Source organism: Ideonella flava (assembly GCF_051857595.1).
Classification (GTDB): Bacteria; Pseudomonadota; Gammaproteobacteria; order Burkholderiales; family Burkholderiaceae_C; genus Ideonella.
Map to the genome: position 1 here is coordinate 94,699 of NZ_JBPZHD010000009.1, position 21,093 is coordinate 115,791.

A 21,093-nucleotide genomic window follows, 5' to 3' on the forward strand; every position below is an offset into this window, starting at 1 on the left:
CGCTTTCATTCCTGAGGGTCCTGCCGCACCAGCCAGACAGGCGTGGCCTCGCCTGGAGCCAGCGTCAGGCGCTTGACGGCCACTGCCACGACGCCATCGCGGTACAGCTCGCGCTCGTCGATGACCATGCGCTTGCCGCTCACGTTGGTCAGCTCGTAGGTTTCGCCGACCAGGCCAGGAACGTGCTGGACCTCGCGCAGCATGAACCGGGCCTCGCGCCACAAGGCGACCTCACGGCCGCCGCCGACAACGGGCGTCCCCTTCGGTGCGCCGTCCTGGCCGGGGCTGACCATGGCCAGCGTGAGCGCCTTGACCGAGCGGGCATGGGCTGAGGCCTTGCGGGGCTCGCCCTCCGGAAGGGCCCGCACGGAACCGAGCGGCCGCAGGACAAGCGTGTCGCCGACCACGTCGGCAGGCTGGAGCAGCAACGCGAAGGTGCCCCGGTCGGTCTTGATGTCCAGCTTGACAGGCGCGGACGCTGTGACAGGCGCCGGCGCGGCCTCGGGCCCGCTCGGCCAGCCCGCCGATGCCGGCATCGGCTTCACGTACACCTCGCCATCGGCGTCATCACGTACCAGCGCAATGCGGCCGGCCGGGTTGGTCGCCGCGTCGTGGATGTCGCCCAGCACCTCCGTGATGCGGCCACGGTCGACGCGAATGCGCGTCTGGTCGCGCAACGAGATGCGCGCCAGCGCCGTGTCGCCGTCGCGCACGTCCAGGGTCTGCGCCGCCAGGGCGGAGTCCGAGCCGCCGATGGCCAGGCCAGCCAACACCACCGCAAGCAATTCACTTCGCACGGTTCTTCTCCTTCGCTTTGGCCGACTCGGCCTTGAGCTGCTCGTCGAGCGCCTTGGCGAGCCAGGGGTCGTCAGGCGGCGTTTCCTGCCAGTCCTTGAGGAGCATTCGGCCGCCCTTGCTCTCGAAGCTCGCCTGATAGGCCACGGTGCGGCCGGCCCCATGGACGAGCTGGCCGTTCACGTAGGTGTCCACGTGTCCCAGCAGCAGCACGCGCTGGCGGTCAGGGTCCGGCGCGACTTGCTGTGGCCAGAACGTGGTGGTGGCATTGGCCTCGACGAGACGCCTGGCCGCCACGGCCATGCGCTGCTGCAGTTCGCCGTAGGTGCTGGGGTGCACCCACTTCAGGATCTGCGCTTGCTGCCACTCGATCGAGCGAGGCGTCGCATCCAGCATCAAGTGGGCGATGTAGGTGCCCATCTCGATCAGCCAGGCGGAATCGACGCGGTCGCCGCTCACGGCGATGGCCTGAGCCCGCGAAGGCGGCTCCAGGATGGTGGTGGTGCGTTTGGTGAGCATGCCAAACGCGAGAAGGATCGCTGCGCCCGCGAGGGCGAAGCTGATCATCTGCTGGCGCCTGAGCAGGCTGCGCAGCTCGCTCAAGTCCGCGTGGTGACGTTCGGGCGTCATCGTGTGTCCTCGGATTGGCTGACGATCCGGCCGTCAACCGGCCGTTCGCACGCAGTGCATGGGCGGCACGCACCGCATCGGCAACACCATCGGCGGCATGTACCAGTACAGCCAGTGCTTGACGTAGCCGCGAGGCTTGTCCTGCCGGCTCTTGTGCAACAGGTAGCCGATGCCGCCTGGGATGGCGACATCGATGAAGGTGGGCAGCCCCGACATGAGCATCGTCAGGAACACGGCCCCGCAGAGGACGGCGATGTCCATGTCCACGAAGATGAACTTCATGGGCTCGTTCAGGCGAGCGACGATCTCGCAGTCCTGGTCTTCGTCCATGCGGGGTTCTCGTGGTTGCTGCCGGCAGCCTTCAGATGACGGCGCCCACCAGGGCGATCGCCGCACCCAGGGCGGCGCCCAGGAAGATCGCGTAACCGATGAACTTCATGACCACGCCCGCCGCATTGGTGGCGATGTAGCCGATGGCAGCCATCACGAAGCCCATCAGGGTCAGGATCTGCTTGCCGTAGCCGTTGGCCATCTCGTCGAGGGTTTCGAAGGCGGCTTGCAGCGCCGTGCCTTCGTTGGTGGCTGCGCCGGCGAAGACGGCGGCCATCATCAGTGCGAAGCCGAGCATCAGGCAGGTCAGGAACTTGCCAGCGTCGATGGACGGCTGGCGACGGATGAGAGCGTTCATGTCTTGATCTCCATGTGGTGGGGGACAGGTTGCTGTTGCAGGTACGACAGGTGCATCGAGAGCGCCATGCGCGCCTGCTGAACCCACGCCGCATGAGAAGCCACGTCCTGGTGCAGGAGCGCAACCGCGCCATCCACCAGGTAGCGGAGCTCCAGCCGCGGTTGGCGGGTAGTGCCCTGGATGGCGCGCAGGCGATGGAATGCTTCGGCGGACAACAGCAAAGACTTGCAGCCGTTCCGCTCGACGCTTCCAGTGCGCGACGCACCGTGTGCCCGGGCGTGGACAGCCGTCCTCGCCCCTTCGGCGGCCGTGCGGCCGCCGGTCCCACCAGCGGCGACACGAGCGTCGCCTGGATCTCGTGCAGCTGCGGCACCGCTGCCATCTCTGTAGTCAGCAAGCTCGCGCACCAACTCGCCGCGTGCGGCCTGCAGCCACCGCTCCCGCGCCTCGGGTTCGGCGCGCAGCAACTCGATGGACCCCTCCACCAGGTACCGCATGTCCAGCCTGGGCTGCGGCATCGCAGCCTGGAAGCCGCGCAGGTGCCCGAACGCCTGCAGGCCGATGAGGACCGGCCGGCACTCGAGTGCCTTGCGCCGCCCACTCTGCTCACTCATGGGCGCCTCCTGCGGCTTCGCCGCTGCCAGAGCGTTGCGAAACGGTCTGACCGGCCTCAAGCTCCAACAGGTCGGCGTGGCGCGACACCAAGCGGTCGACGGCGGGCGTGTCTTGGAAGCGCAACTGCAGTTCGACGCGGCGGTTGCGAGCCCTCTCGTCGGCGTCCCGGTTGCCATTGAGGTAGCAACAAAGCCCTCGCCCATCTGCCGAGAGCGCCGGCCCGCCGCTGCTGGCGCCGAGCTGGCGGCGCATCTCCACCATCACAGCCAGGGCACGCGAGGTCGCCAGGCGGTCATTGCGCGGTTGCCCGCCCGTGTCGTCGGTGAAGCCAACCGAGCGCACGGAGGTGGCCTCGGAGATGACAGGCATGAGGTGTTGCAGGCGCTGGCGCGCCTGGCTGGTCAGCTCGGCCGAGTCAGCGTCGAAAAGCAGGCTCGCGCGAGCCATGCGCAACGCGCCGCGTGTCGGCGCGTGCGCTGGGGAAGCCGCCGATGCAGCCGCAGCGGAGGCGGATAGTGTGGCGAGGGCTGTTGAGACGGCGGCCGGCAGGCGCTGGGCGCTTGCGATCTGGCGGCCCACGGTCTTGGGTGTGGGCCTCTCACAGTCCACGCACGTCAGGAAGCGACCATCGTCTGCCTGAGCAATGCCGCGCGGACGCATCAGCGGCGCCGGCTCCTCGTGACGGTCGTAGGCGCAGGAGGCCAGCCAGGCGCACCCCAGCACAGCCGCAAGAGCAGTCGCGCGAAGCTTCATGGCGTCGCCTCCAGCGGGTGGGCAGCGATGGCGACCCCAAGCGAGCTGGCAGCCACGAGGCCGGAAGGCCGAACAGGTGCGCCGCCGGCGGCCGCAAAGTCGACGCCAGCACGCCGCGGCTCAGCGGGCATGCGCCCCTGTTCCTGCCGCCTTGCGCGCCACACACGCCAGGCATAGGTGGTGCGCGCCTGTTGGCAAGCACGGCCCTTGAGCTGCGTGCAGGCGGCGTTGTATGCGCCAAGCGCTTCCCAGGAATTGCCATGCCGCCGCAGCAGGTCCGACAGGATCCATGCCCCCACCTCGATGCTGGTGCAGGGGTCGCGCAATTCGGCCAAGCCAATGCCGTACCGGCCCAGCACCGGCAACCAGGAGGTGTTGATCTGCATGAGCCCGATGTCGCGGGTACCGGTGCGGGCCAGCGAGCTGTTGTTGTCCACGCGCGGCCGCATGCCCGACTCGACCACCGCGATCGAGCGCAGCAGGTCCGCATCCAGCCCGAAGCGCTGCGCGTGCTGGTCAAAGCAGGCATCGAAGGCCTGCGCGGCGTGCACCGGCACGCCGACGCACGTCAGCCCAATCGCTGCCGCCAGCCCTACAACCCGTGTCATGACTCCCATGCCTTAAGTCCCAGGTGATCCGAGAAAAGCCCGGGGCGTCTCGCCCCGGGCAACGGACATTGAGGCGGCAGGGAAGCGACACCGCCTCGAAGGGCAGTGTCAACAGCGGGGAAGTTCAGTGCTACCGAGAACCTTCGAGGCGATGCTTCGAGGTTTTCGCTGGACGCAACAGGCCGGCTGTGAAATAGTGCGCGGTTTTGCGCAACTGACCCCGCCCTGTCGGCGAACGACAAGTCAGTTAAATCAACGACTTACGTCAGCGGCATGCAGCAGCTGCAGGTTCGGAAACGGCGGGATGCCGTTTGAATCCTGATGACAAGGTGATCAACCGTATCAAGCCCTGGGATCGAGAAGGGTAAAGGACTGATCGAAAGGGCCTCGGCCCCCTGCGTCGTAGGCCGACTTGGGGGCCTCGAGATGGCCAAGGGAATAACGGAAACGGCCTAATAGTTAAAGGCCGCCAAGGGTTTAGCTGCTTCTCCGCCTCTGCGGAGAAACAGCCAAATGGCGAGAGCAAGGGCGCGCCCGGCTGTCAAGCGCAAACCCTCGCGCATCGCCTCGAAGGTTCTCCCTTCAGTTCGTGTTGACCGCCACCTAGCCTGTCCGCATGAGGTGCAAGCTGTTCGGCCAAAGTGCCTCCAAACCTGTAAAGGGCCCGGCACAGCCAGAGCCGCACCCACTGCAGCAGCGCGTCAGGCACCGACGATGAGCACTCCTGACTCCATTGAGCACGATGACCCGGACTTGCTGCAGGTTCTGGAATCGCTGGACTTCGGCCACTGGCATGGCCTGCTGATGGAGTTGTGCAGCCGGTTCGACGGCTGGATCGTGGACTACCTGCAGGCGCCGGAATCGTCGCCGGACTATCGGCCGCTGGTGGACATCGCGCAAATCCTGCGGGAGTTTCCGCACGACAAGGCCGGCAACGACGTGGAGATGGCCAAGGCGATCGCCGGCTGCGACTTTCTGGTCCGCGCCGCGCGCGACAGGTGGGGCGGGCGCGTGTGCTGGGATCCATTCTCGGAAACCTACGCCGCCTTCGCCCAGCGCTTTCCGGACCGGTACCCGTACTGGGAAGCACACCCCGCGCGGGGTGGCTCCGCGTTGACCGCCTGGATGCTCAAGCGTTTGCAGAGGGGCGACAAATCGGATCTCAGGCCGATTGAATAGGAACAGATGGTTTGGTCAGAGGGGCAATGGGATGGTTCTCAATTGGTCGTGGTTTCAGGTTCGCACACATGCGAGGTCCTCGTGTCCCTGACTTGGACGGACCTGGGAATGGCCGCGAGCGCCTTCACGGTTGGCGTCATGCTGGTCCACCGGTTTCAACGGGCGCGTTGTGTCCGTGCCGTCTTTGAGCGAGTGGGCGCACCTGCAGGGCCGCGGCCCACGTCTCAACTGCCCATCCAGGGGTTCACGACGCTGGTGGACGCCACCAAGACCGGCGATCTGCTGCGATCGATCGAGCGGCGCACACGGTTTTCCAGCGCAGTGTTCAGGCGCGACTGCCTGCCGGTGCTCGAGGCCCTGGCAAGCTTTGTACAGATGCTGCCGGCATCCGAGGCGCACCACCACGCACAGCCTGGCGGCCTGTGGATCCACGTGCTGGAGGTGGCCGACGCCGCCCTCACCATGCGTGCCGGCATGGAGCTGCCTTCGGGGGCCACCACTGAAGTGCGCAAGCGCCTTGAGCACCGCTGGACCTACGCAGTGCTGATCGCGGCGCTGCTGCACGACGTCGGCAAGCCGGTGACCGACATCAAGGTCACGCTCTACACCGAGGACCCGCGCGCGGGACGGCCTTGGTCACCCCTGGCTGGTCCCATGGAATCCACAGGCGCCCACTGGTACAGCGTCAGCTTCGCCGACTCGACTCAGCGCGACTATCAGGCGCACCAGAAGGTGGCAGCCATGCTGCTGCACCAGTTCGTGCCGGCCCGGCTGCTGCGCTGGCTCAGCGAGGATTCCGGCGTGCTGACTCAGTTGCTGGCCTACCTGGCCGGAGAAGACCCCGACGGCACGCTGGCCGGCATCGTCAAGCGAGCCGACAGCGACTCCGTGCGACGCAACCTGTTGCATGGGCCCCGCACACGGTTCTCCTCCGCGCGCACGCGGCCCCTCATCGAGCGCCTCATGGAGGCGCTTCGCAGGATGTTGCACGAGGGCGGCCAACTGCCTCTGAATCGGCCGGGGGCCGCCGGGTGGGTGTTCGATGGCTGTCTCTGGTTTGTCTGCGCCCGGCTGGCCGACGAGGTCCGCAGTTACCTGTCCCAGCACGAGAGCCTGCAGGGTGTGCCAGGCAAGGACAGGAACGATCGGCTGTTCGACACCTGGCAGGAACATGGAGCCTGCAAGTCGGCGCCCGATGGAGGCGCCGTCTGGCGGGTGCGCATCGAGTGCGATGCGTGGCGGTCCCCCGACACACTCACGGTGCTGTGCTTCCCGCTGGACCGGTTGTACCAGCGAACCGACGAGTTCCCCGCTCCCATGACAGGCCGGATCCTCGTCGAGACGGGCGCGCACACGGCGGCACCGACACAGGCTCCATCACCCGCGCCCGCCTCGGCTCCTGCAGTGGTCAGCAATGGCACCCCGTCATCGGCCACGTTGTCTGCACCTTCGCCGGCAGCCCGGGCTTCGACGAAGCCACCGGCACATCCCGCAGCGTCGACCGCGATTGCATCTGCTGCCCCAGTGGCACCGAAGCCAACGCCTGTCCCCGTGGCTGCGCTGAAGCCGGCGGCTGCGACAGCGGCGGTCGCGGAAGCGCCCCAAGCGCTTCCCGCCCCACGGAGCAGCCTGGCGGCCCTTCCGGTGGCAGAGCCTGCCACTGCGGCGGTCGCGGAACCATCATCGTGTGTCGCAGTGGCGCTTGAGGCCACTGACACAGCGATCCGGGACGACGTGCTTCCCCTGGCCGAATCGGCCAGCTTGGTAGAGCGAGTGTCCGAGCCCGTGCCATTGACGCCGGCCACCGCGGCGGTCCTGGGGCCACCCATGCGTCCACATCAGCCTGGCGGCCAGCCCAAGCCCAAGAAGGCGCCAACCCCGGCCGCCGAAGCCTTCATGGCCTGGGTGGCGTATGCCGTGGGATCGGGTGAGCTCAAGTACAACGAGGAAGGCGCCCTGGTGCACTTCGTGCCGCAGGGCTGTCTGCTGCTATCCCCGGAGATCTTCAAGCGCTTCCTCGACGTGCACCGCGAGCTGGCCGACGGTCCAGTGGTCGCACTGCTGGCCACCCACGGCGACAAGGCGTTCACACGCCTGCAAAACGAGCTGGCCAAGAGCGGCTGGACGCAGCGCAACGGCAACGAAAACCTGCACTACTACGCCTTCACCAAGGCGGACGGCGGGCTGTCTCGCGTGGCGAGCTTCTACCTGTTGACCAAGCCCCAACTGTTCTGGAACCCGGTACCGGCCGCCAACGGCCGGATCAAGGCCGTGCAGCGCCCACGCCAACTGGTCATTCCAAAGGAGAGCAAGTCATCGTGAGGCGGCCATGAGCGACCCCATCGACAACGTCTACCGCTGGCCGCACGAGTACGCGAGCGCCGCAGGCTTTCTTTGCGCCATGGCGCTCGTTCTGGCGATGCCTGAGGCGTTCTTGCTCAGTCGGCCAGCGGCGGTGGCCACCTCACTGGCGCTGTTGGCGGCCGGCGCCTGGCGCCTGCACCAGGCTCGGCGCATCTCTCGCCACCGCAGCGCCGTCCGCATGCTCACGCCCTACGCGCTTCGGCCCGAGGAGTTGCCATGGTCGCGGCAGGCGGTCTTTCTTGGCCTCGGGTTCGAGTGGACCGTGCGGCATACCCAGCGCATGGCGCTGCTTGCCTTGCCTGAGACGAGAAGCTGCGGCAATCGCCGCCCTGGGCCCGCTGGGCTCGCGCAGTGGAGCGAGACCCCGAGCAGCCCCAGTGGCTTCGACAACTTGTGGCCCTCGACTCCCGCTGGAATCCCTGCAGGCCCCCGCCTGCCGTCGGCGGCCTGCCTGCTCTGCACGGTGTGGAGATCGACGAGCAAGAGGTGTGGACGCCACTGGCCGAGCTCAACAATCACATGATGGTGTACGGCACCACCCGTGTCGGCAAGACGCGCCTCGCGCAGATCCTGATCGAACAGGACATCAAGCGCGGCGACGTCGTGATCGTCTTCGACCCCAAGGGCGACGTCGACCTGCTGCTGGGCATGTACTCGGCGGCGCTTCGCGCGGGCCGCTCGGATGACTTCCTGCTGTTCCACCTGGGCTTCCCGGAGATTTCCGCGCGCTACAACCCGATCGGCAACTACGAGCAGGTCACTGAGGTGGCTACCCGAGCGACGGGGCCGCTTCCAGACCAGGGCCAGTCGGCGGCGTTCAAGGCGTTCGCCTGGCGCTATGTCAACGTAATCGCCCGAGCCATGGCCGCGGTCGGCGAGCGGCCGGACTTCCGCAAGATCTACGAGTACGGAGTGTCGATCGACCGGCTCGCCGGCAAGTACGTGCGCCAGTGGCTGGATGCGAATGCGCCTGGCTGGAGTGACGAGTTCGACCCGACACCCTTGAAGGAGCATAAGGACCTGGTCACAAAGGCGGAGAAGAACTCTCGCGATCTGGAAGTACTGATGCTGCTCGCCTACTTCAAGGACAAGGGCCACCGCGATCCGATTGCGGACGCCCTCAACTCGGTCCTGGCCAACGACCGGACCTACTTCGAGAAATTGGTCAACTCCCTGTACCCTCTTCTGGAAAAGCTCACCAGCGGTAGCCTGGCCGAGCTGATCTCGCCCGACTACGAAGACACGGTCGATCCACGGCCTATCCTTGACTGGCTGGCCCTGATCAACCGCGGGGGCATCGTGTACTGCGGCTTCGATGCGCTCACCATCCGCGACGTGGCCGAGGCGGTGAGCGCATCGATGCTGGCAGACCTGACGAGCACCTTCGGCCGCATCTACAAGCACGGCTCGGGCTATGGCATGCCCACGGCCGAGCCGATGCGACGGGTGCGTCTGCATGCAGACGAGCTGAACGAACTCATCGGCCCGGAGTTCGTCCAGGCGGCCAACAAGGGCGGCGGCGCCGGCCTGTTCATCACCGGCTACTCGCAGACCGCCCAAGACATCGAAGTCAAGGTTGGATCGGCGGCAAAGGCCGACCAGATCGGCGGCAACTTGAACTCCCTCATCATGTTGCGGGTCGTCAATGCAGACACGGCCAAGAAGCTCACCGACCGGCTGGAAGAGGTTCGCATTGCCACCCGGCTGGTCGCCAGCGGCGTCAGCGACACCAACGACCCCGCCGACTTTGCCGAGTTCGCCACCCGCAACGAGGACCGCGTTTCCACGGAGAAGGTACCCATGCTGGACCCGGCGTGGCTCATGAAGCTGCCCAAGGGTCAAGCCTACGCGCTGCTGGAAGGTGGGCGCCTGAGCAAGGTGCGCATCCCCCTGCCCCTGCCCCACGTTGGTGCAAGCATTCCGGCGAACTGGTCAACCATGCTTGACCACATGCGCAATGAGTACACGGCGTACGTTGCAAGAACCCCCGACATGGATCTCACCGTGGAGGGCACCGGCGGTGGCTTCTGACTCCGCGACGATCGACCGCAGTGTCCTGCTGCGACAGTGGTTCTGGCCGATGCGGCTGGCTTTCTGGGTGGCCGCTATTGGCCTCATGGTGTGGGTCATCGGGATGCTTGCACAAGCAGGCTGGGCGGTGCATCGCCAACCCGAAGATCCGGTCGGGTATCAAGAAGCGCATCTGGAAAAGGAAATGCACGCGCTTGCCCAGCTCACGCCAATCTACGTTGCGCCGGCTGCGGTAACGCGGCTTATTGGCGACACCATTCACGGGATGGCGCTCGGGGCAGCGACTCTCGTGGCGCGAACGCTCATGAACATCCCCGGACGATCGCGCCAGTTCGCCTCAAGCTCCTTCATCCGCGACAACCCAGATCCTGGAAGCGCTTTTGCGCGTGAGCTGCTCGACAGCGCAGGCGCCGACTGGGATCTCCTTGTCTTTGGGACCTACGGCTTTGCCGTGCGCACAGGCATGTATGCAGCCTCGATGCCTGCTTTGCTACTCGCCTGCGCAATCGGATTGATTGACGGACTGGTAGTGCGAGCGAGGCGAAGAGCGAATGCAGGTCGTGAGTCGTCCAGCATCTATCACCGAGCCAAGCTCGGCGTGTCGTTCGTACTGATTACCGGTTATTTGACCTGTCTGGTGCTGCCAGACTTGCTTCAGCCGACCTACTTGCTACTCCCGGTCGCGGTGACGGTGGCACTCCTGCTTCGGCTGCAGCTTGCCTACTACAAGAAGTACTTGTAAGCGCCTACAGCTCGGCCTCTCAAAGAGGGCGCTGGCCGCCGAAAGTCGTTGGTCTTTGCACTTCATGTTCATGGCGCGAAAAATCAGCTCTCATTTGACTCCGCCAAGGCGCGCAACGCTTCGAGCGCGCCTTGGACCTTGCCGATAGGAACAAAGAGGTGATCGTGGTGGAAGGCCGAAACCACGTTGCATGCGATGCCCTTCTCAGCAAGGGCAGCGCTGATGTGCGCCATGAATCCCACCGAATCCAGCGCGGAGTGAACCGACAGGGTCACCATTGCTGACTCGAAGTGGTGAGCGAGGCCCAGATCGCGAGCCTGCTGCGCCGGAACAATGGCGGTGAGGCCCTCGGCTTCTCTGAAGGTGCCAATAGGCTCGAGCGCTGGTGGGAGCCGGAAATCGGAAAAGCAACAAAACACGAAGACGTCCGAATGCACATGGGGCTCCATGTGCTGAAGGAGTTTGTTGAGGTCGCGTTCGCCAAGCATTGATCCACTCGTTTTCTGATTTGTGCGGCCGTAGGAGACCGGCCGGAAGGCCGCACGATTATGCGATTGCCGTTAACGATCCGGGCGCCCGCAGATTTGTAAGGTTAGCGAAGCTAACCGCGGGATAGTTCTTCTAAACAGCTCGCAGGTTGGGCTAGCTTACTGCTACCTTTCGGCGAATCAAAATGGCGCGCTTCGCGTGAGCGATACGCTGAAGCCAGTGCGGGGAGCGAAGAATGATTTCGGGCAATGCCGTATTCGAAGATCTGAGCACATTCCGGGCGCAACTACAGCATGAAGGCGCGCCATACCAGCGGCTGTTGAAGCTCAATCTCTGGCGTCCGCTGTGGGACACCTGGATCGATTGGGTCGCTATCGCGCTCTCGGTAGCTCTGGTGTTCTACGGTGGATGGCTGATGGCACCTGCGGCCATCGTTGTCGTCGCCAACAGACAACGGGCTCTCGGCAACATCCTTCACGATGCTGGGCATCGCAACCTGCATCGATCTCGAGCGATCAACGACGCCGTGGCGAATGTTCTGGTTGCGCCGCTTGTCTTCGCCGACCTTGCGAGCTATCGCGACGCTCATTTCAAGCACCATTTGCAGCTTGGCGATGCCGCTCGCGACCCCGACTACCTTCATCCATTAGCGCATCGATCGGTGGGATGGCTGCATAACTACGCGAGGAATGTCCTCTCGGTGAATGCGTGGTGGAGTTCGGTGTCGGGGCACCTTGGCAACAGTTCAGTGCCGCTCGTCGCCCGGCTCTACATCGTTGCTTGGTGGTCTGCCGCGGGTTCGGCACTGACGCTTCTGGCCGGCTGGCGGTTCACCGAGGTCTTCTTGCTCATCTGGTTCGTCGCACGCGGCACGGTCTTTCACGGGATCACGATGTTCCGTGAGATGTGCGATCACTTCGGGTTGCGCCCCGGCGGCGTCCTCTCATTCACCCGGGACATCCTTCGACATGGCTTTTGGTACGGCATGGTCCACCCGCGCAACAACGGGTATCACTTGACCCATCACCTTCTCCCAGCAGTGCCGTACTACCGTCTCCCACAGGCGCAAGAGCTCTTCGCACGGATGCCCATGTATCACGAGAGTGGCCGGGTTTACTCGACCTATATTTTTGGGCCTGGCGCGGTAGTGCGCGGGTGGCGGACAGGTACGGGGGCATGATGCAACGGACCTTGAATGCGGTGCAGGTCGCTGCGCTCCTTGTGTCCGCCAGCTATGGGATCGGCTTTCTCTTCGGCTCTGGTGAGCTGGCCCTGCAACATGGCATGGGCGGAAGCATCTACGGTTTGGCGACTGCGCTGGGCATGCTGCTACTGACGATCTTCGCTGCCCGGCTTTGGCGGACCGGAATGCCGATCTGGGATCTGTTCGGGCGCGCGTACGGAAGCGCTCTCAAGAACTGCGTGGCGCTGCTTTCCGTCATCTGGATGGCCGGTGTCCTGGCGGCCCAAGTTCACGGCGGCGTGGCCATCGTCAAACTGCTGGGACTGGGAGAGGTCGCTGCATATGCGCTCGTGCTGCCATCCATCTTCCTAGCCTCCCGCATGAACCTCCAGGCGGCATCCGCAGTGTTTGCATGCTTCCTCGCGGCCAGCGGGCTCGTGCTGATCTACGCCTTGGTCACAGGCCAGGGGGGCGCTATTTACATCGCTGGGCCTGTACGGCTCGTGGCGGACCTGCCAACCTTCCGCCCAGGTGCCCTGATCGCGATCGTGATCGCTGTAGTAGCGCTAGTCTGCACTGGCGCCGACTATCACCAGTTCGTACTGGCCGCCAAGGCGCCGAAAGGAGCCGTACTCGGCTGCCTTCTGGCTGGACTTTGCCTCGTGGCGGTGAGCTTCCTGCCAGCATCGATCGTTCTCGGGCTGAAGGAAGGCGGCAACCTTGCCGGTCTCGATGATCCGAAGCAAGTCATTCCCTTCGCACTTCTTCGCGAGGCTGGACGCTTTGGAAGCGCCTTCGCCAACATCCTGTTAGTGGGCCTCTCGGCAGCGGCGCTAGGCTCGGGCGCCGCCATCCTGCGGGCCATGACGAGCGCGCTGGGTTCAGCTACTGAAGGGCGAAGGGCCGCCACGGATCCTAGACTTGCGGCTGTTGCGCTCGGCATCGGCACCTTCTTGGCGCTACGCGATCAAGGCATTGTCGCAACGATGGTCTCCGTGAATGTGGTGTACATCGGCAGCATCACTGCCGTCTTTGCCGCGCTGCTGTCTGGTCATGTTCTGACCTCCAAGCAGGCGGGAACCACGATGCTCTCGGGGTTCGTCGGTTCGTTCGGGGTGTATGTCGCCGACTGGGCAGGCAGCACGCCCGGATGGGGTGACTCGGACCTCCTTTCATTGGCTGGCGGGCTCGTGGCATCGACCATGGTGCTGGGAGCCCAATCCGCAGGTCGTAGGGCAAACAGACTGCCAAGCTGAGCTAAAGCTGGGGCTCATGCGCGACAAGACTGCGCCGAGCTTCCTCGACGATGAGCCCAGTGATCTCCTGGGATAGGGGCGGCTCGACTTCCCAGTGATGCCAGTACAGCATGACAAGAACCGGCATCGCAGGCGCAAGGTCGACTAGTTGGCCAAGGTCCGCGAACTGGCGCGCCTGTACCGTGGGCACGAGGCCGTAGCCGACGCCTGAGAGAACACCTTCTAAGAGCGCATTCGGCGCAGGCAAGTAGTGCCTCGTGTAGCGATCCACCCTAAAGCCGAATACACGTTCCAAGAAGTCGTCGTGCAGTGAATCCTTGCGATTGAACAGCACGGCAGGCGCGGTGAGTGCCGCCTGCACCGAGAGACCACCGCGAAAGTGCTGCTCCGCGAACCCAGGCGTCGCATAACAGCGGTACTCCATAGCTCCAAGAGCTTCTGCGACAAAGCCTGTCGCCGAACGCTGCTCGGTCGAAATGCAGCCGATCACCTCGCCTCGCGCCAGTCGTCCTAGCGTGTGATCTTGATCGTCCGTGACGATCTCGATAGCGACGCGCCGGCGCAGTAACAGCGGCCAGAGGATCCTGGGAAACCAGGTCGCTAACGAGTCGGCATTCACAGCGATAGCAATCGGCACCGACGTCCGATTGCTCTCCTTCGGCATCAGCTGCGCAAGAGCAGCGTCTTCAAGGAGGCGAAGCGCCTTGACATGGCGCAACAGTACCTCCCCGGCCGCCGTGGGAACCACTGGCTTCTCCCGAATGACGAGTACCGAGGACAGCGACTCCTCAAGCGCCTTGACGCGCTGCGAGACGGCGCCGCGCGTAACGTTCAGAACGGCAGCAGCCTTTTCAAAGCTGCTCTCTTCGATGACGGCGGCAAAAGTCTCCAGCTGATCACGATCTAGCAATTTGCTCCCCTGGTTCAGTCGGGCTGCACCGCGACAAAAGAATCTAAACCCCTCAAGCAGACCGTTAGTGCCCGATAGCATAAGTCGTAAATCTCATAGTTCGAAACGCCATCGGAAGGTGCGTCGATCCTGCATAGATCGCGACGGCCTTGATGGGACCCGTTGGGTTGGCTCCAGAGGGCCATCCCCCTGAAGAGGGAAGATCAACATGAGGACGCCAGGGAAACTTGATCGCGATGAAAAAGCTTAACTACCTCGGCCATGACATCACGAGCCACGCTTGCTCCTGCGATGGGCAATGGCGCGGCGGCTTTCAGATTGACGACGCCCCGATGTTCATCATTGATGGATGGCCAGCGTCTTTCGATGAACTTGGTGCGCATGCCGATGCCCTTGGGCAGGCCATGTCAGCCATCGACCGGACCAAGGGGTGCCAGGGCCCTCCGCGGCAGCTGGGCACCAAGGGCGCTCCACGACAGATTCTGGAAACGCTTTCGCTGTGATCCCCTCGACAGCGCGGGTTCCGACTGGAACCTTCTCGTCCCGCGGAGCAACGGATTCGCGACGAGAGCGGGCATTTATGTTGCAATGCTCCTCCCCTACTGTCGGCACGTGGGATCGGCGCTGTGGAAAGCCTTGTCATGCGGACAAGGCTAGAAGAGCGAAGGGCTAGTCGGGAATCATCCAGCGATGACCGGACTTGATGCACCCAACCTTCCCTTTGCTCTTAGTGGCGGTGACGGTTGCCTTGCTGTTGAAACTGCGGTTCGCCTACACAAACAGTACCTGTAGTAGGCGACTTCGTACGCCGGCTTCCTTCCTCGCCAAGTACGCATCGTCCGCGCCTTCGGGCGCGGTGGCGAAGTGTGTCGTGTTGTGGGACGCACACCCAGCCAAGATCTCAAGGGACATGCTGGCATGCACAAGGACGATGACCCCTCACTCGGATCGCTACTGGACAGTTATTTCAAGGTCAGATCACTCGTTGAAGCGTCGAAGGATCGATATGAATTGGCAGTACGAAACCTCACCAACTACGTTAGCCCGGATCGCCCGGACCCGAAGCGGGTCGCGCTGAGCGCGATTACGTTGGATGCACTGGCCGGCTTCAAGCAAGCCATGCTTCAGCGCGCGACTGCTGCCACCTACAACACCGAGCACGGGCACCTCTCCACCCTGTTCAACTTCGCGGTTCGAATGGAGTGGATGCCCCGCAACGAGCTGCGCTATATCGGCCGCGCGCCGGTCCCCAAACGTGCGCCGAAGTCGCTGTCGCGACAACAGGTTGGAGCCTATCTACATCTGCTTGAAACAGCCTCCAAGCCTGGTCCGAAGGGCGCGCCGACCGAGCTCTTTCATCCCCAGTGGTTCTGGGGATGTGTACTGGCAACGTTCTTCTTCACCGGCATGCGAATGCGGCAGCTCGTCGGGCTCAACTGGTCGGACATGGATCTCAAGGCCATGACGATCACGCTACGTGCGGAGACAAGCAAGAACAGACGGGAATGGACCATTCCGATTCCCCCGGCACTCGCCCCGTACCTCCTGAGGCTTCACGACCGAACAGTCGAGATCCGGGGGCCATCGTTGGATGTCTTCCAGGTCTTCTGCCTGCCGATCTTCTCGCGTTGGAGGACCCTGTTTGCCACCAACGTCATGCGAAGCGACAACGTCAACCAGTTCTTCCAGAGGTTGCACAAGTACGTAGCGCGCCACCATGGCGAGTTGCAGCGGGTCAGCGCGCACAAGCTTCGTCACTCGACTGCGACGATTCTGGCGAACAAGGTTCCCAACCTACGTGTCGTTCAAGAGTTGCTTGGGCACACGTCAATCAAGACAACCTACCAGTACGTCCACGTCGAGCTAACCGACATGCGCAGTGCCCTGGACAAGCTGTAGCGGTGGCAAGAAGGTTTGACCATGACGAAATAGGTAAGCCATAATCGTACGTAGTGGGATCTGGTCTGAGAGGCTGCGCAGGCGTTCAGGCACCCCCGTTCAGTGCAGCTCTTCGACTAGGACTGTTAATCCGTAGGTCCCTGGTTCGAGCCCAGGTCGGGGAGCCAAACAAGACAAAAGGCTTGCACTCGCGTGCAAGCCTTTTTTCTTGGCCAAACCTGTGCCCAAACGGCACCGAAACAGCACGAGCGAGAGAACTCATCTCGCCAGTGCGTTGTCGTGCACACAGCGCCTGCTCCAGAACGTCGAGCACGAAGTGGCTCAGCATGGAACTGCTGCGCTTGCGCCACGTTGATGCCGGATGCGCGCCCAACGAAAGACAGACCTCCACAAGCGGCTGGCGACCACAGCCCATTCGGGAAGACGGCCAGCCGCAGCATCCCGTGCCGCACCCCATCGGGGTTAGGCCCAGTGGCCTGCGTGACTGAACAAACAGCCAGCCAACCCTCACCAATCCTCTTCGGCGTTTACATTGATAAACAATTGATGGAGTTGCCAAGTCTTGCCATGGTCTTGGCCGTACGCGGCCCGTAGACTCCCGCGCCATAGGCCTCGTGCGGTAAGGGGCCCACAAACAAAGAAGAGGGAGCTGCCATGCGTGCAGACGTGGCTTTGCAGATGTTGGGTGATCTGTTCTGGACGGGGCTGCTGGTGTGCGCCCCCGTGCTGGGGCTGACGATGCTGGTGGGCGTGCTGATCAGCGTGCTGCAGGTCGTCACCCAGGTTCAGGAAATGTCCCTGACCTTTGTTCCCAAGCTGGTGGTCGCGGCGGTGACGCTCGTGGTCTTCGGCCCGTGGATGCTGCGCACCCTGTCGGCCTTCTCCGTCCGCTTGTGGACGGGGATCCCGGCGATGTTGTCCTAGCCCCCTCCTCCGTTTCACCTTCTCGTCTTGCCTGGCATGGATGCAGGTTGGCTCGTCGCTGCGTTGCTGTTGTCGATACGGCTGGGTGCGCTCGCCCTGATGGCGCCTCCGCTGGGCGGCGCCATGGTGCCGCCGACCGTGCGCGTGGCCGTCGTGCTGGGCTGGGCAGCGGTGCTGGCTGCTGGCATTCCGGCAGCGTCGTCGTCGGTGACAACGTTGCCATCCAGTCCTGAGACCGGCGTGCCGGCCCTCGGCCCGCTGTTGGCGGCAGCGGCGAGCGAGGCGGCGCTGGGCATGGTGATGGCGTTGGGGCTGAACCTGGCGTTCGCGGTCTTCAGCTTCGGCGCACGACTGGTCGACGTGCAGATCGGCTTCGGCATGGGCCAGGTGTTCGATCCGATGACGCGGCAGCAGCTTCCCGTCCTGAGCGCGGTGTTCACCCAGCTCGCCCTCGTCGGCTTCTTCCTGCTCGACGGCCACCACGCACTGTTGCGCGGCGTCGCGCTGAGCCTGGAGGTGGTGCCGCCCGGGCACGCCTGGGCCTTGGGCCCGCTGTTGCCCGCCGTGGTTCGACAGGCCGGACAGATGTTCAGCCTCGGCTTCGCGATGGTGGCTCCGGTGGTGTTCTGTCTCACCCTGGTCGAACTGGGCTTGGGCGTGCTTTCGCGCAACCTGCCGCAGATGAACACGCTGGTGGTCGGCGTGCCGATCAAGGTGGTGGTCGGTCTCTCGGCCCTGGGGCTTTGGGCCGTGGGCAGTGGCACGGTCATGCAACGCGCCTACGCCAGCACCTTCTCGATGTGGGGGGCCTTGTGGCGCTGAACGGCGAACAGGAACTCGACCGCAACGAGGCCGCCTCGCCGCACAAGCTGGCCGAGGCGCGCAAGCGCGGCCAGGTGGCCAAGAGCGCGGACATCGTCTCGGCCGTGGTCTTCACGGTCGGCACGGTGATGCTGTATTCCAAAGGCTGGGACAGCCTGGTCGAGCTGTTCAAGTTCGATCGCCACCTGCTCGGCTTCGCGCGGGCGGGCACCGGCGGTGGTGCCCAGGCGGGCTGGCAGCTCTTCGACCTCGCGGCCCACGTGCTGCAAAGCGGGCTGATGCTGGTCCTGCCGGCGATGGGCGCCTTGATGATCGCGGCGGTGCTGGCCAACGTCGGCCAGACCGGGCCGGTGTGGTCCTGGCATCCGGTCAAGCCCGACTGGACCCGGCTGAACCCGATGACCGGCTTCAAGCGGGTGATGTCGCTGCGCACCTTGTTCGACGCGGGCCGCGCGCTCATCAAGCTCACCGTGCTGGCGATCGTGGTCGGCTCCACGCTGCGGGACATGGTGCCGCACTTCGGACAGCTGGGCGACGTCACTCCCTACGGCCACGCCGGCCTGCTGCTGCGCGACCTGGGCGCGCTGGCGCTGCGCGTGGCGTTGGCGCTGGTCGTCATCGCCCTGCTCGACTACGCCTACACGCAGCGAGAGTTCGCCAAGAACATGCGCATGAGCCGCCGCGAGATGCGCGACGAGAACAAGAACCGCGAAGGCGACCCGCGCATCCGCGCCCGACTGCGCGAGCTGCGGCGCGAGTTGCTCAAGCGAAGCGTGGCCGTGCAGCGCACCGCCCAGGCCGACGTGCTGATCACCAATCCCACCCACATCGCGGTGGCGCTGCGGTACCGGCACGGCGAGATGGCCGCGCCGGTACTGGTGAGCAAGGGCGCCGGCGCCTTAGCAGCCGTGATGCGCGTCATCGCGGCGCGCCATCGCATCCCCGTCCTGCGCAGCCCCACGCTGGCGCGCGCGCTGCACGCGAAGACGCCGCTGGATGCGCCCATCCCCACCGAGCTGTACCCGGACGTGGCCCGCCTGATGGTGTGGGTGCTGAGCATGAAGAACGCCCGCCTTGGCGGCGCTGAGAGGCCCGCCGCATGAGCACGAGTGCTGCCCCCGCGGCTGGCGGCCTGATGGGCCGCCACAGCGACATCGCCATGGTCGCGCTCGTGATGGGCGTGCTGGTGGTGCTGTTCACGCCGATCCCTTCGGCGATGCTGGATTTCCTGATCCTGTCGAACTTCAGCTTCGCCTTCCTCATCCTGCTGCTGACCTTCTATATGGCGCGGCCGGTGGAGTTCTCCACCTTCCCTTCGCTGCTGCTGATCGCCACGCTGTTCCGCCTGTCGCTCAACGTGGCGGCCACGCGGCTGATCCTGTCGCAGGCGGACGCCGGCAAGGTGATCGGCGCGATCGGCTCGTACGTGGTGGGCGGCAACTACGTGATCGGCCTGATCGTCTTTCTCATCCTGATCGTGGTGCAGTACGTCGTCGTGACGAACGGCGCGCAGCGCGTGTCGGAGGTGGCGGCGCGCTTCACGCTGGACAGCATGCCCGGCCAGCAGATGAGCATCGATGCGGACCTGAACATGGGCTTCATCGACCAGGCCGAGGCCCAGCGCCGGCGCAAGAACCTGGAGAAGGAAGCGGGCTTCTACGGCGCCATGGACGGCGCGAGCAAGTTCGTCAAGGGCGACGCGATCGCGGGCATCCTGATCCTGCTGATCAACATCGTCGGCGGCGTCGTCATCGGCGTGATGCAGAACGGCATGCGCTGGGACCAGGCGCTCAAGACCTACACCCTGCTGACCATAGGCGACGGCATCGTCACCCAGGTGCCGGCGCTGGTGATCGCGGTGGGCACCGGCATCATCGTCACGCGCTCGGCGGCGGACGGCAACCTGAGCCGCGAGGTGCTACGCCAGATCACCTCCTTCCCCAAGACGCTGCTGCTGGTGGCCTGCGCGCTGCTAGTGCTGGTGGCCATGCCGGGCATCCCGGCGCTGCCGGCGCTGGTGCTGCTGCTGGGGGTCGGCGTGGCAGCCTTCCTGGCCTATCGCGCCGCGGCGCGGCGTGCGGCGGGCGAGGCGGCTGCGCCGCTGGAGTCGGACTCCGCCGCCGACGGCGCGGCCGGCGAGAGCGACGACCCCTACGCCGCGCTCCAGGTCGAGCCGATCGAGGTGCATGTCGGTGCGCATTGGGCGGCGCAGGCCTCGCTGCCGGCCAGCCCGTTGATGGAGCGCATTGCCGCCTTCCGCAAACAGAACGCGCTGGAGTTCGGCGTGGTGCTGCCGCGCGTGCGCTTTCGCGACACGGCGAAGCTGACCCTGCACCAGTACGAGATCCACATCGACGGCGTGCCGGTGGGTCGGGGCGAAGCGCGCGCCGATCGCCTGCTCGCCATCCACCCCGCTGGCGACCTCAAGGCCGTGCCGGGCGAACCCACGCGCGACCCGACCTACGGCCTGCCCGCCCTGTGGATAGAGCACCGGCAACGCGAGACGGCCACGGCCGCCCGCTACACCCTGGTCGATGCCAACACGGTGCTGCTGACGCACCTGACCGAAGTGCTGCGTCGTGAAGCGGCCACGCTGATGACCCGCGCCGAGACCGAGCGTCTGCTCGAACGTGTCCGCAAGACCCAGGCCTCGCTGGTCGAAGAGCTGATCCCGACGGTGATGGCCGTCAGCGACGTGCAGCGCGTACTCCAGGGCCTGCTGCGCGAAAAGGTCAGCATCCGCCATCTGGAGGCCATCCTCGAGACCTTGGCCGACGCGGGCCGGCAGACCAAGGACGCGGGCCAGCTCGTCGAGCGCGTTCGCCAGCGCCTCGGCGCGGCGATCTGCCAGTCGCTTGTGGCCGAAGGCAACACGCTGCAAGTGCTGACGCTGGACCCGCAGGTCGAGGGCCAGCTGCTGCATGGCCTGCGCCAGGCCGAAGCCCAGCACGGGCCGGCGGTCGATCCGCTGTTGTCCGAGCAGTTCCTGTCGCGCCTGGTGCAGCAGGCCGAGAGGATGATGAAGAGCAACCTGCTGCCGGTGTTGCTGTGCGCGCCGGAGCTGCGCCGCCACCTGCGGCTGCTGAGCGAGCGGGTGCTGCCGCACCTGCGCGTGCTGGCCATGACCGAGGTGCCGAACACGGTGGAGCTGCGCTCCTACGCCGTGGTGGGCACCGCCCTAGCCGCCTGACCGAACCGACCTCCG

General features: G+C 65.0%; 21 protein-coding genes and 1 tRNA gene. 13 read left to right on the forward strand and 9 right to left on the reverse strand.

The features are described 5' to 3' along the window. Positions 1-5 precede the first annotated feature (5 nt). From ACS5PM_RS20000 to ACS5PM_RS20030, 7 genes are read right to left on the reverse strand one after another with little or no spacing between them, the layout of a single operon-like run. On the reverse strand, positions 6-797 hold the full coding sequence (locus ACS5PM_RS20000) for a TraK domain-containing protein (protein ID WP_439389443.1): 792 nt from the start codon (positions 795-797) through the stop codon (positions 6-8). Further along, positions 787-1,425, reverse strand: a complete 639-nt coding sequence (locus ACS5PM_RS20005; RefSeq protein WP_439389444.1) for a TraE/TraK family type IV conjugative transfer system protein — start codon at positions 1,423-1,425, stop codon at positions 787-789. The genes ACS5PM_RS20000 and ACS5PM_RS20005 overlap by 11 nt, the downstream gene beginning before the upstream one ends. A 33-nt stretch (positions 1,426-1,458) precedes the next feature. Next, positions 1,459-1,755 carry a type IV conjugative transfer system protein TraL gene (gene traL / locus ACS5PM_RS20010; protein ID WP_439389445.1) on the reverse strand — a complete coding sequence of 99 codons (297 nt, stop codon included), beginning with the start codon at positions 1,753-1,755 and terminating at the stop codon, positions 1,459-1,461. A 31-nt stretch (positions 1,756-1,786) separates the two neighbouring features. Further along, positions 1,787-2,113, reverse strand: a complete 327-nt coding sequence (locus ACS5PM_RS20015; RefSeq protein ID WP_439389446.1) for a hypothetical protein — start codon at positions 2,111-2,113, stop codon at positions 1,787-1,789. Beyond that, the gene (locus ACS5PM_RS20020; protein ID WP_439389447.1) at positions 2,110-2,727 is read right to left on the reverse strand and encodes a hypothetical protein; all 618 of its coding nucleotides are present in this window, start codon (positions 2,725-2,727) and stop codon (positions 2,110-2,112) included. Before ACS5PM_RS20020 ends, ACS5PM_RS20015 begins: the two co-directional genes overlap by 4 nt. After that, positions 2,720-3,481: an OmpA family protein gene (locus ACS5PM_RS20025; RefSeq protein WP_439389448.1), complete on the reverse strand. Its 762-nt coding sequence runs from the start codon at positions 3,479-3,481 to the stop codon at positions 2,720-2,722. The genes ACS5PM_RS20020 and ACS5PM_RS20025 overlap by 8 nt, the downstream gene beginning before the upstream one ends. Next, positions 3,478-4,038 carry a lytic transglycosylase domain-containing protein gene (locus ACS5PM_RS20030; RefSeq protein ID WP_439389449.1) on the reverse strand — a complete coding sequence of 187 codons (561 nt, stop codon included), beginning with the start codon at positions 4,036-4,038 and terminating at the stop codon, positions 3,478-3,480. The genes ACS5PM_RS20025 and ACS5PM_RS20030 overlap by 4 nt, the downstream gene beginning before the upstream one ends. 765 nt (positions 4,039-4,803) lie before the next feature. Here ACS5PM_RS20030 and ACS5PM_RS20035 point away from each other — a divergent pair. The 4 genes from ACS5PM_RS20035 to ACS5PM_RS20050 all read left to right on the forward strand — a co-directional run bounded on the left by ACS5PM_RS20035 (position 4,804) and on the right by ACS5PM_RS20050 (position 10,405). Continuing rightward, positions 4,804-5,268 (forward strand): hypothetical protein, encoded by a 465-nt coding sequence (locus ACS5PM_RS20035; RefSeq protein WP_439389450.1) that lies wholly within the window; start codon positions 4,804-4,806, stop codon positions 5,266-5,268. 255 nt (positions 5,269-5,523) lie between these two features. Beyond that, complete coding sequence (mobH, locus tag ACS5PM_RS20040; RefSeq protein ID WP_439389451.1) at positions 5,524-7,590, forward strand: MobH family relaxase; 2,067 nt, start codon at positions 5,524-5,526, stop codon at positions 7,588-7,590. 393 nt (positions 7,591-7,983) lie between these two features. Beyond that, positions 7,984-9,663 carry a type IV conjugative transfer system coupling protein TraD gene (gene traD / locus ACS5PM_RS20045; RefSeq protein WP_439389452.1) on the forward strand — a complete coding sequence of 560 codons (1,680 nt, stop codon included), beginning with the start codon at positions 7,984-7,986 and terminating at the stop codon, positions 9,661-9,663. Then, entirely contained in the window at positions 9,653-10,405 is a 753-nt protein-coding gene (locus tag ACS5PM_RS20050; RefSeq protein WP_439389453.1) for an IncC plasmid conjugative DNA transfer DtrJ family protein, read from the forward strand. The genes traD and ACS5PM_RS20050 overlap by 11 nt, the downstream gene beginning before the upstream one ends. A gap of 83 nt (positions 10,406-10,488) precedes the next feature. Here the strand turns inward: ACS5PM_RS20050 and ACS5PM_RS20055 are convergent, their stop codons facing one another. Continuing rightward, the gene (locus tag ACS5PM_RS20055) at positions 10,489-10,893 is read right to left on the reverse strand and encodes an ACT domain-containing protein (protein ID WP_439389454.1); all 405 of its coding nucleotides are present in this window, start codon (positions 10,891-10,893) and stop codon (positions 10,489-10,491) included. A 236-nt stretch (positions 10,894-11,129) separates the two neighbouring features. On the opposite strand from ACS5PM_RS20055, the gene ACS5PM_RS20060 reads away from it, so the two are divergent. Both ACS5PM_RS20060 and ACS5PM_RS20065 read left to right on the forward strand, forming a co-directional pair. Then, complete coding sequence (locus ACS5PM_RS20060) at positions 11,130-12,074, forward strand: fatty acid desaturase (RefSeq protein ID WP_439389455.1); 945 nt, start codon at positions 11,130-11,132, stop codon at positions 12,072-12,074. Continuing rightward, positions 12,071-13,333, forward strand: coding sequence for an SLC5/6 family protein (locus ACS5PM_RS20065; RefSeq protein WP_439389456.1), 1,263 nt, complete (start codon positions 12,071-12,073; stop codon positions 13,331-13,333). Before ACS5PM_RS20060 ends, ACS5PM_RS20065 begins: the two co-directional genes overlap by 4 nt. A 1-nt stretch (position 13,334) precedes the next feature. Here ACS5PM_RS20065 and ACS5PM_RS20070 read toward each other — a convergent pair whose 3' ends face one another. Then, entirely contained in the window at positions 13,335-14,243 is a 909-nt protein-coding gene (locus tag ACS5PM_RS20070; protein ID WP_439389457.1) for an HTH-type transcriptional regulator ArgP, read from the reverse strand. Between the two features lie 227 nt (positions 14,244-14,470). Between ACS5PM_RS20070 and ACS5PM_RS20075 the strand changes: the two genes are divergently transcribed. From ACS5PM_RS20075 to ACS5PM_RS20105, 7 genes are all read left to right on the forward strand, one after another. Beyond that, entirely contained in the window at positions 14,471-14,746 is a 276-nt protein-coding gene (locus tag ACS5PM_RS20075; protein WP_439389458.1) for a hypothetical protein, read from the forward strand. A gap of 415 nt (positions 14,747-15,161) precedes the next feature. Beyond that, positions 15,162-16,142, forward strand: coding sequence for a tyrosine-type recombinase/integrase (locus ACS5PM_RS20080; RefSeq protein WP_439389459.1), 981 nt, complete (start codon positions 15,162-15,164; stop codon positions 16,140-16,142). 92 nt (positions 16,143-16,234) lie between these two features. Continuing rightward, positions 16,235-16,309, forward strand: a tRNA-Asn gene (locus ACS5PM_RS20085). Between the two features lie 487 nt (positions 16,310-16,796). Continuing rightward, on the forward strand, positions 16,797-17,066 hold the full coding sequence (locus ACS5PM_RS20090; protein WP_439389460.1) for a flagellar biosynthetic protein FliQ: 270 nt from the start codon (positions 16,797-16,799) through the stop codon (positions 17,064-17,066). A 36-nt stretch (positions 17,067-17,102) separates the two neighbouring features. Beyond that, entirely contained in the window at positions 17,103-17,888 is a 786-nt protein-coding gene (locus ACS5PM_RS20095; protein WP_439389461.1) for a flagellar biosynthetic protein FliR, read from the forward strand. Next, positions 17,879-18,991 carry an EscU/YscU/HrcU family type III secretion system export apparatus switch protein gene (locus ACS5PM_RS20100; RefSeq protein WP_439389462.1) on the forward strand — a complete coding sequence of 371 codons (1,113 nt, stop codon included), beginning with the start codon at positions 17,879-17,881 and terminating at the stop codon, positions 18,989-18,991. The genes ACS5PM_RS20095 and ACS5PM_RS20100 overlap by 10 nt, the downstream gene beginning before the upstream one ends. Next, entirely contained in the window at positions 18,988-21,078 is a 2,091-nt protein-coding gene (locus tag ACS5PM_RS20105) for a flagellar biosynthesis protein FlhA (protein WP_439389463.1), read from the forward strand. The genes ACS5PM_RS20100 and ACS5PM_RS20105 overlap by 4 nt, the downstream gene beginning before the upstream one ends. Positions 21,079-21,093: the final 15 nt, after the last annotated feature.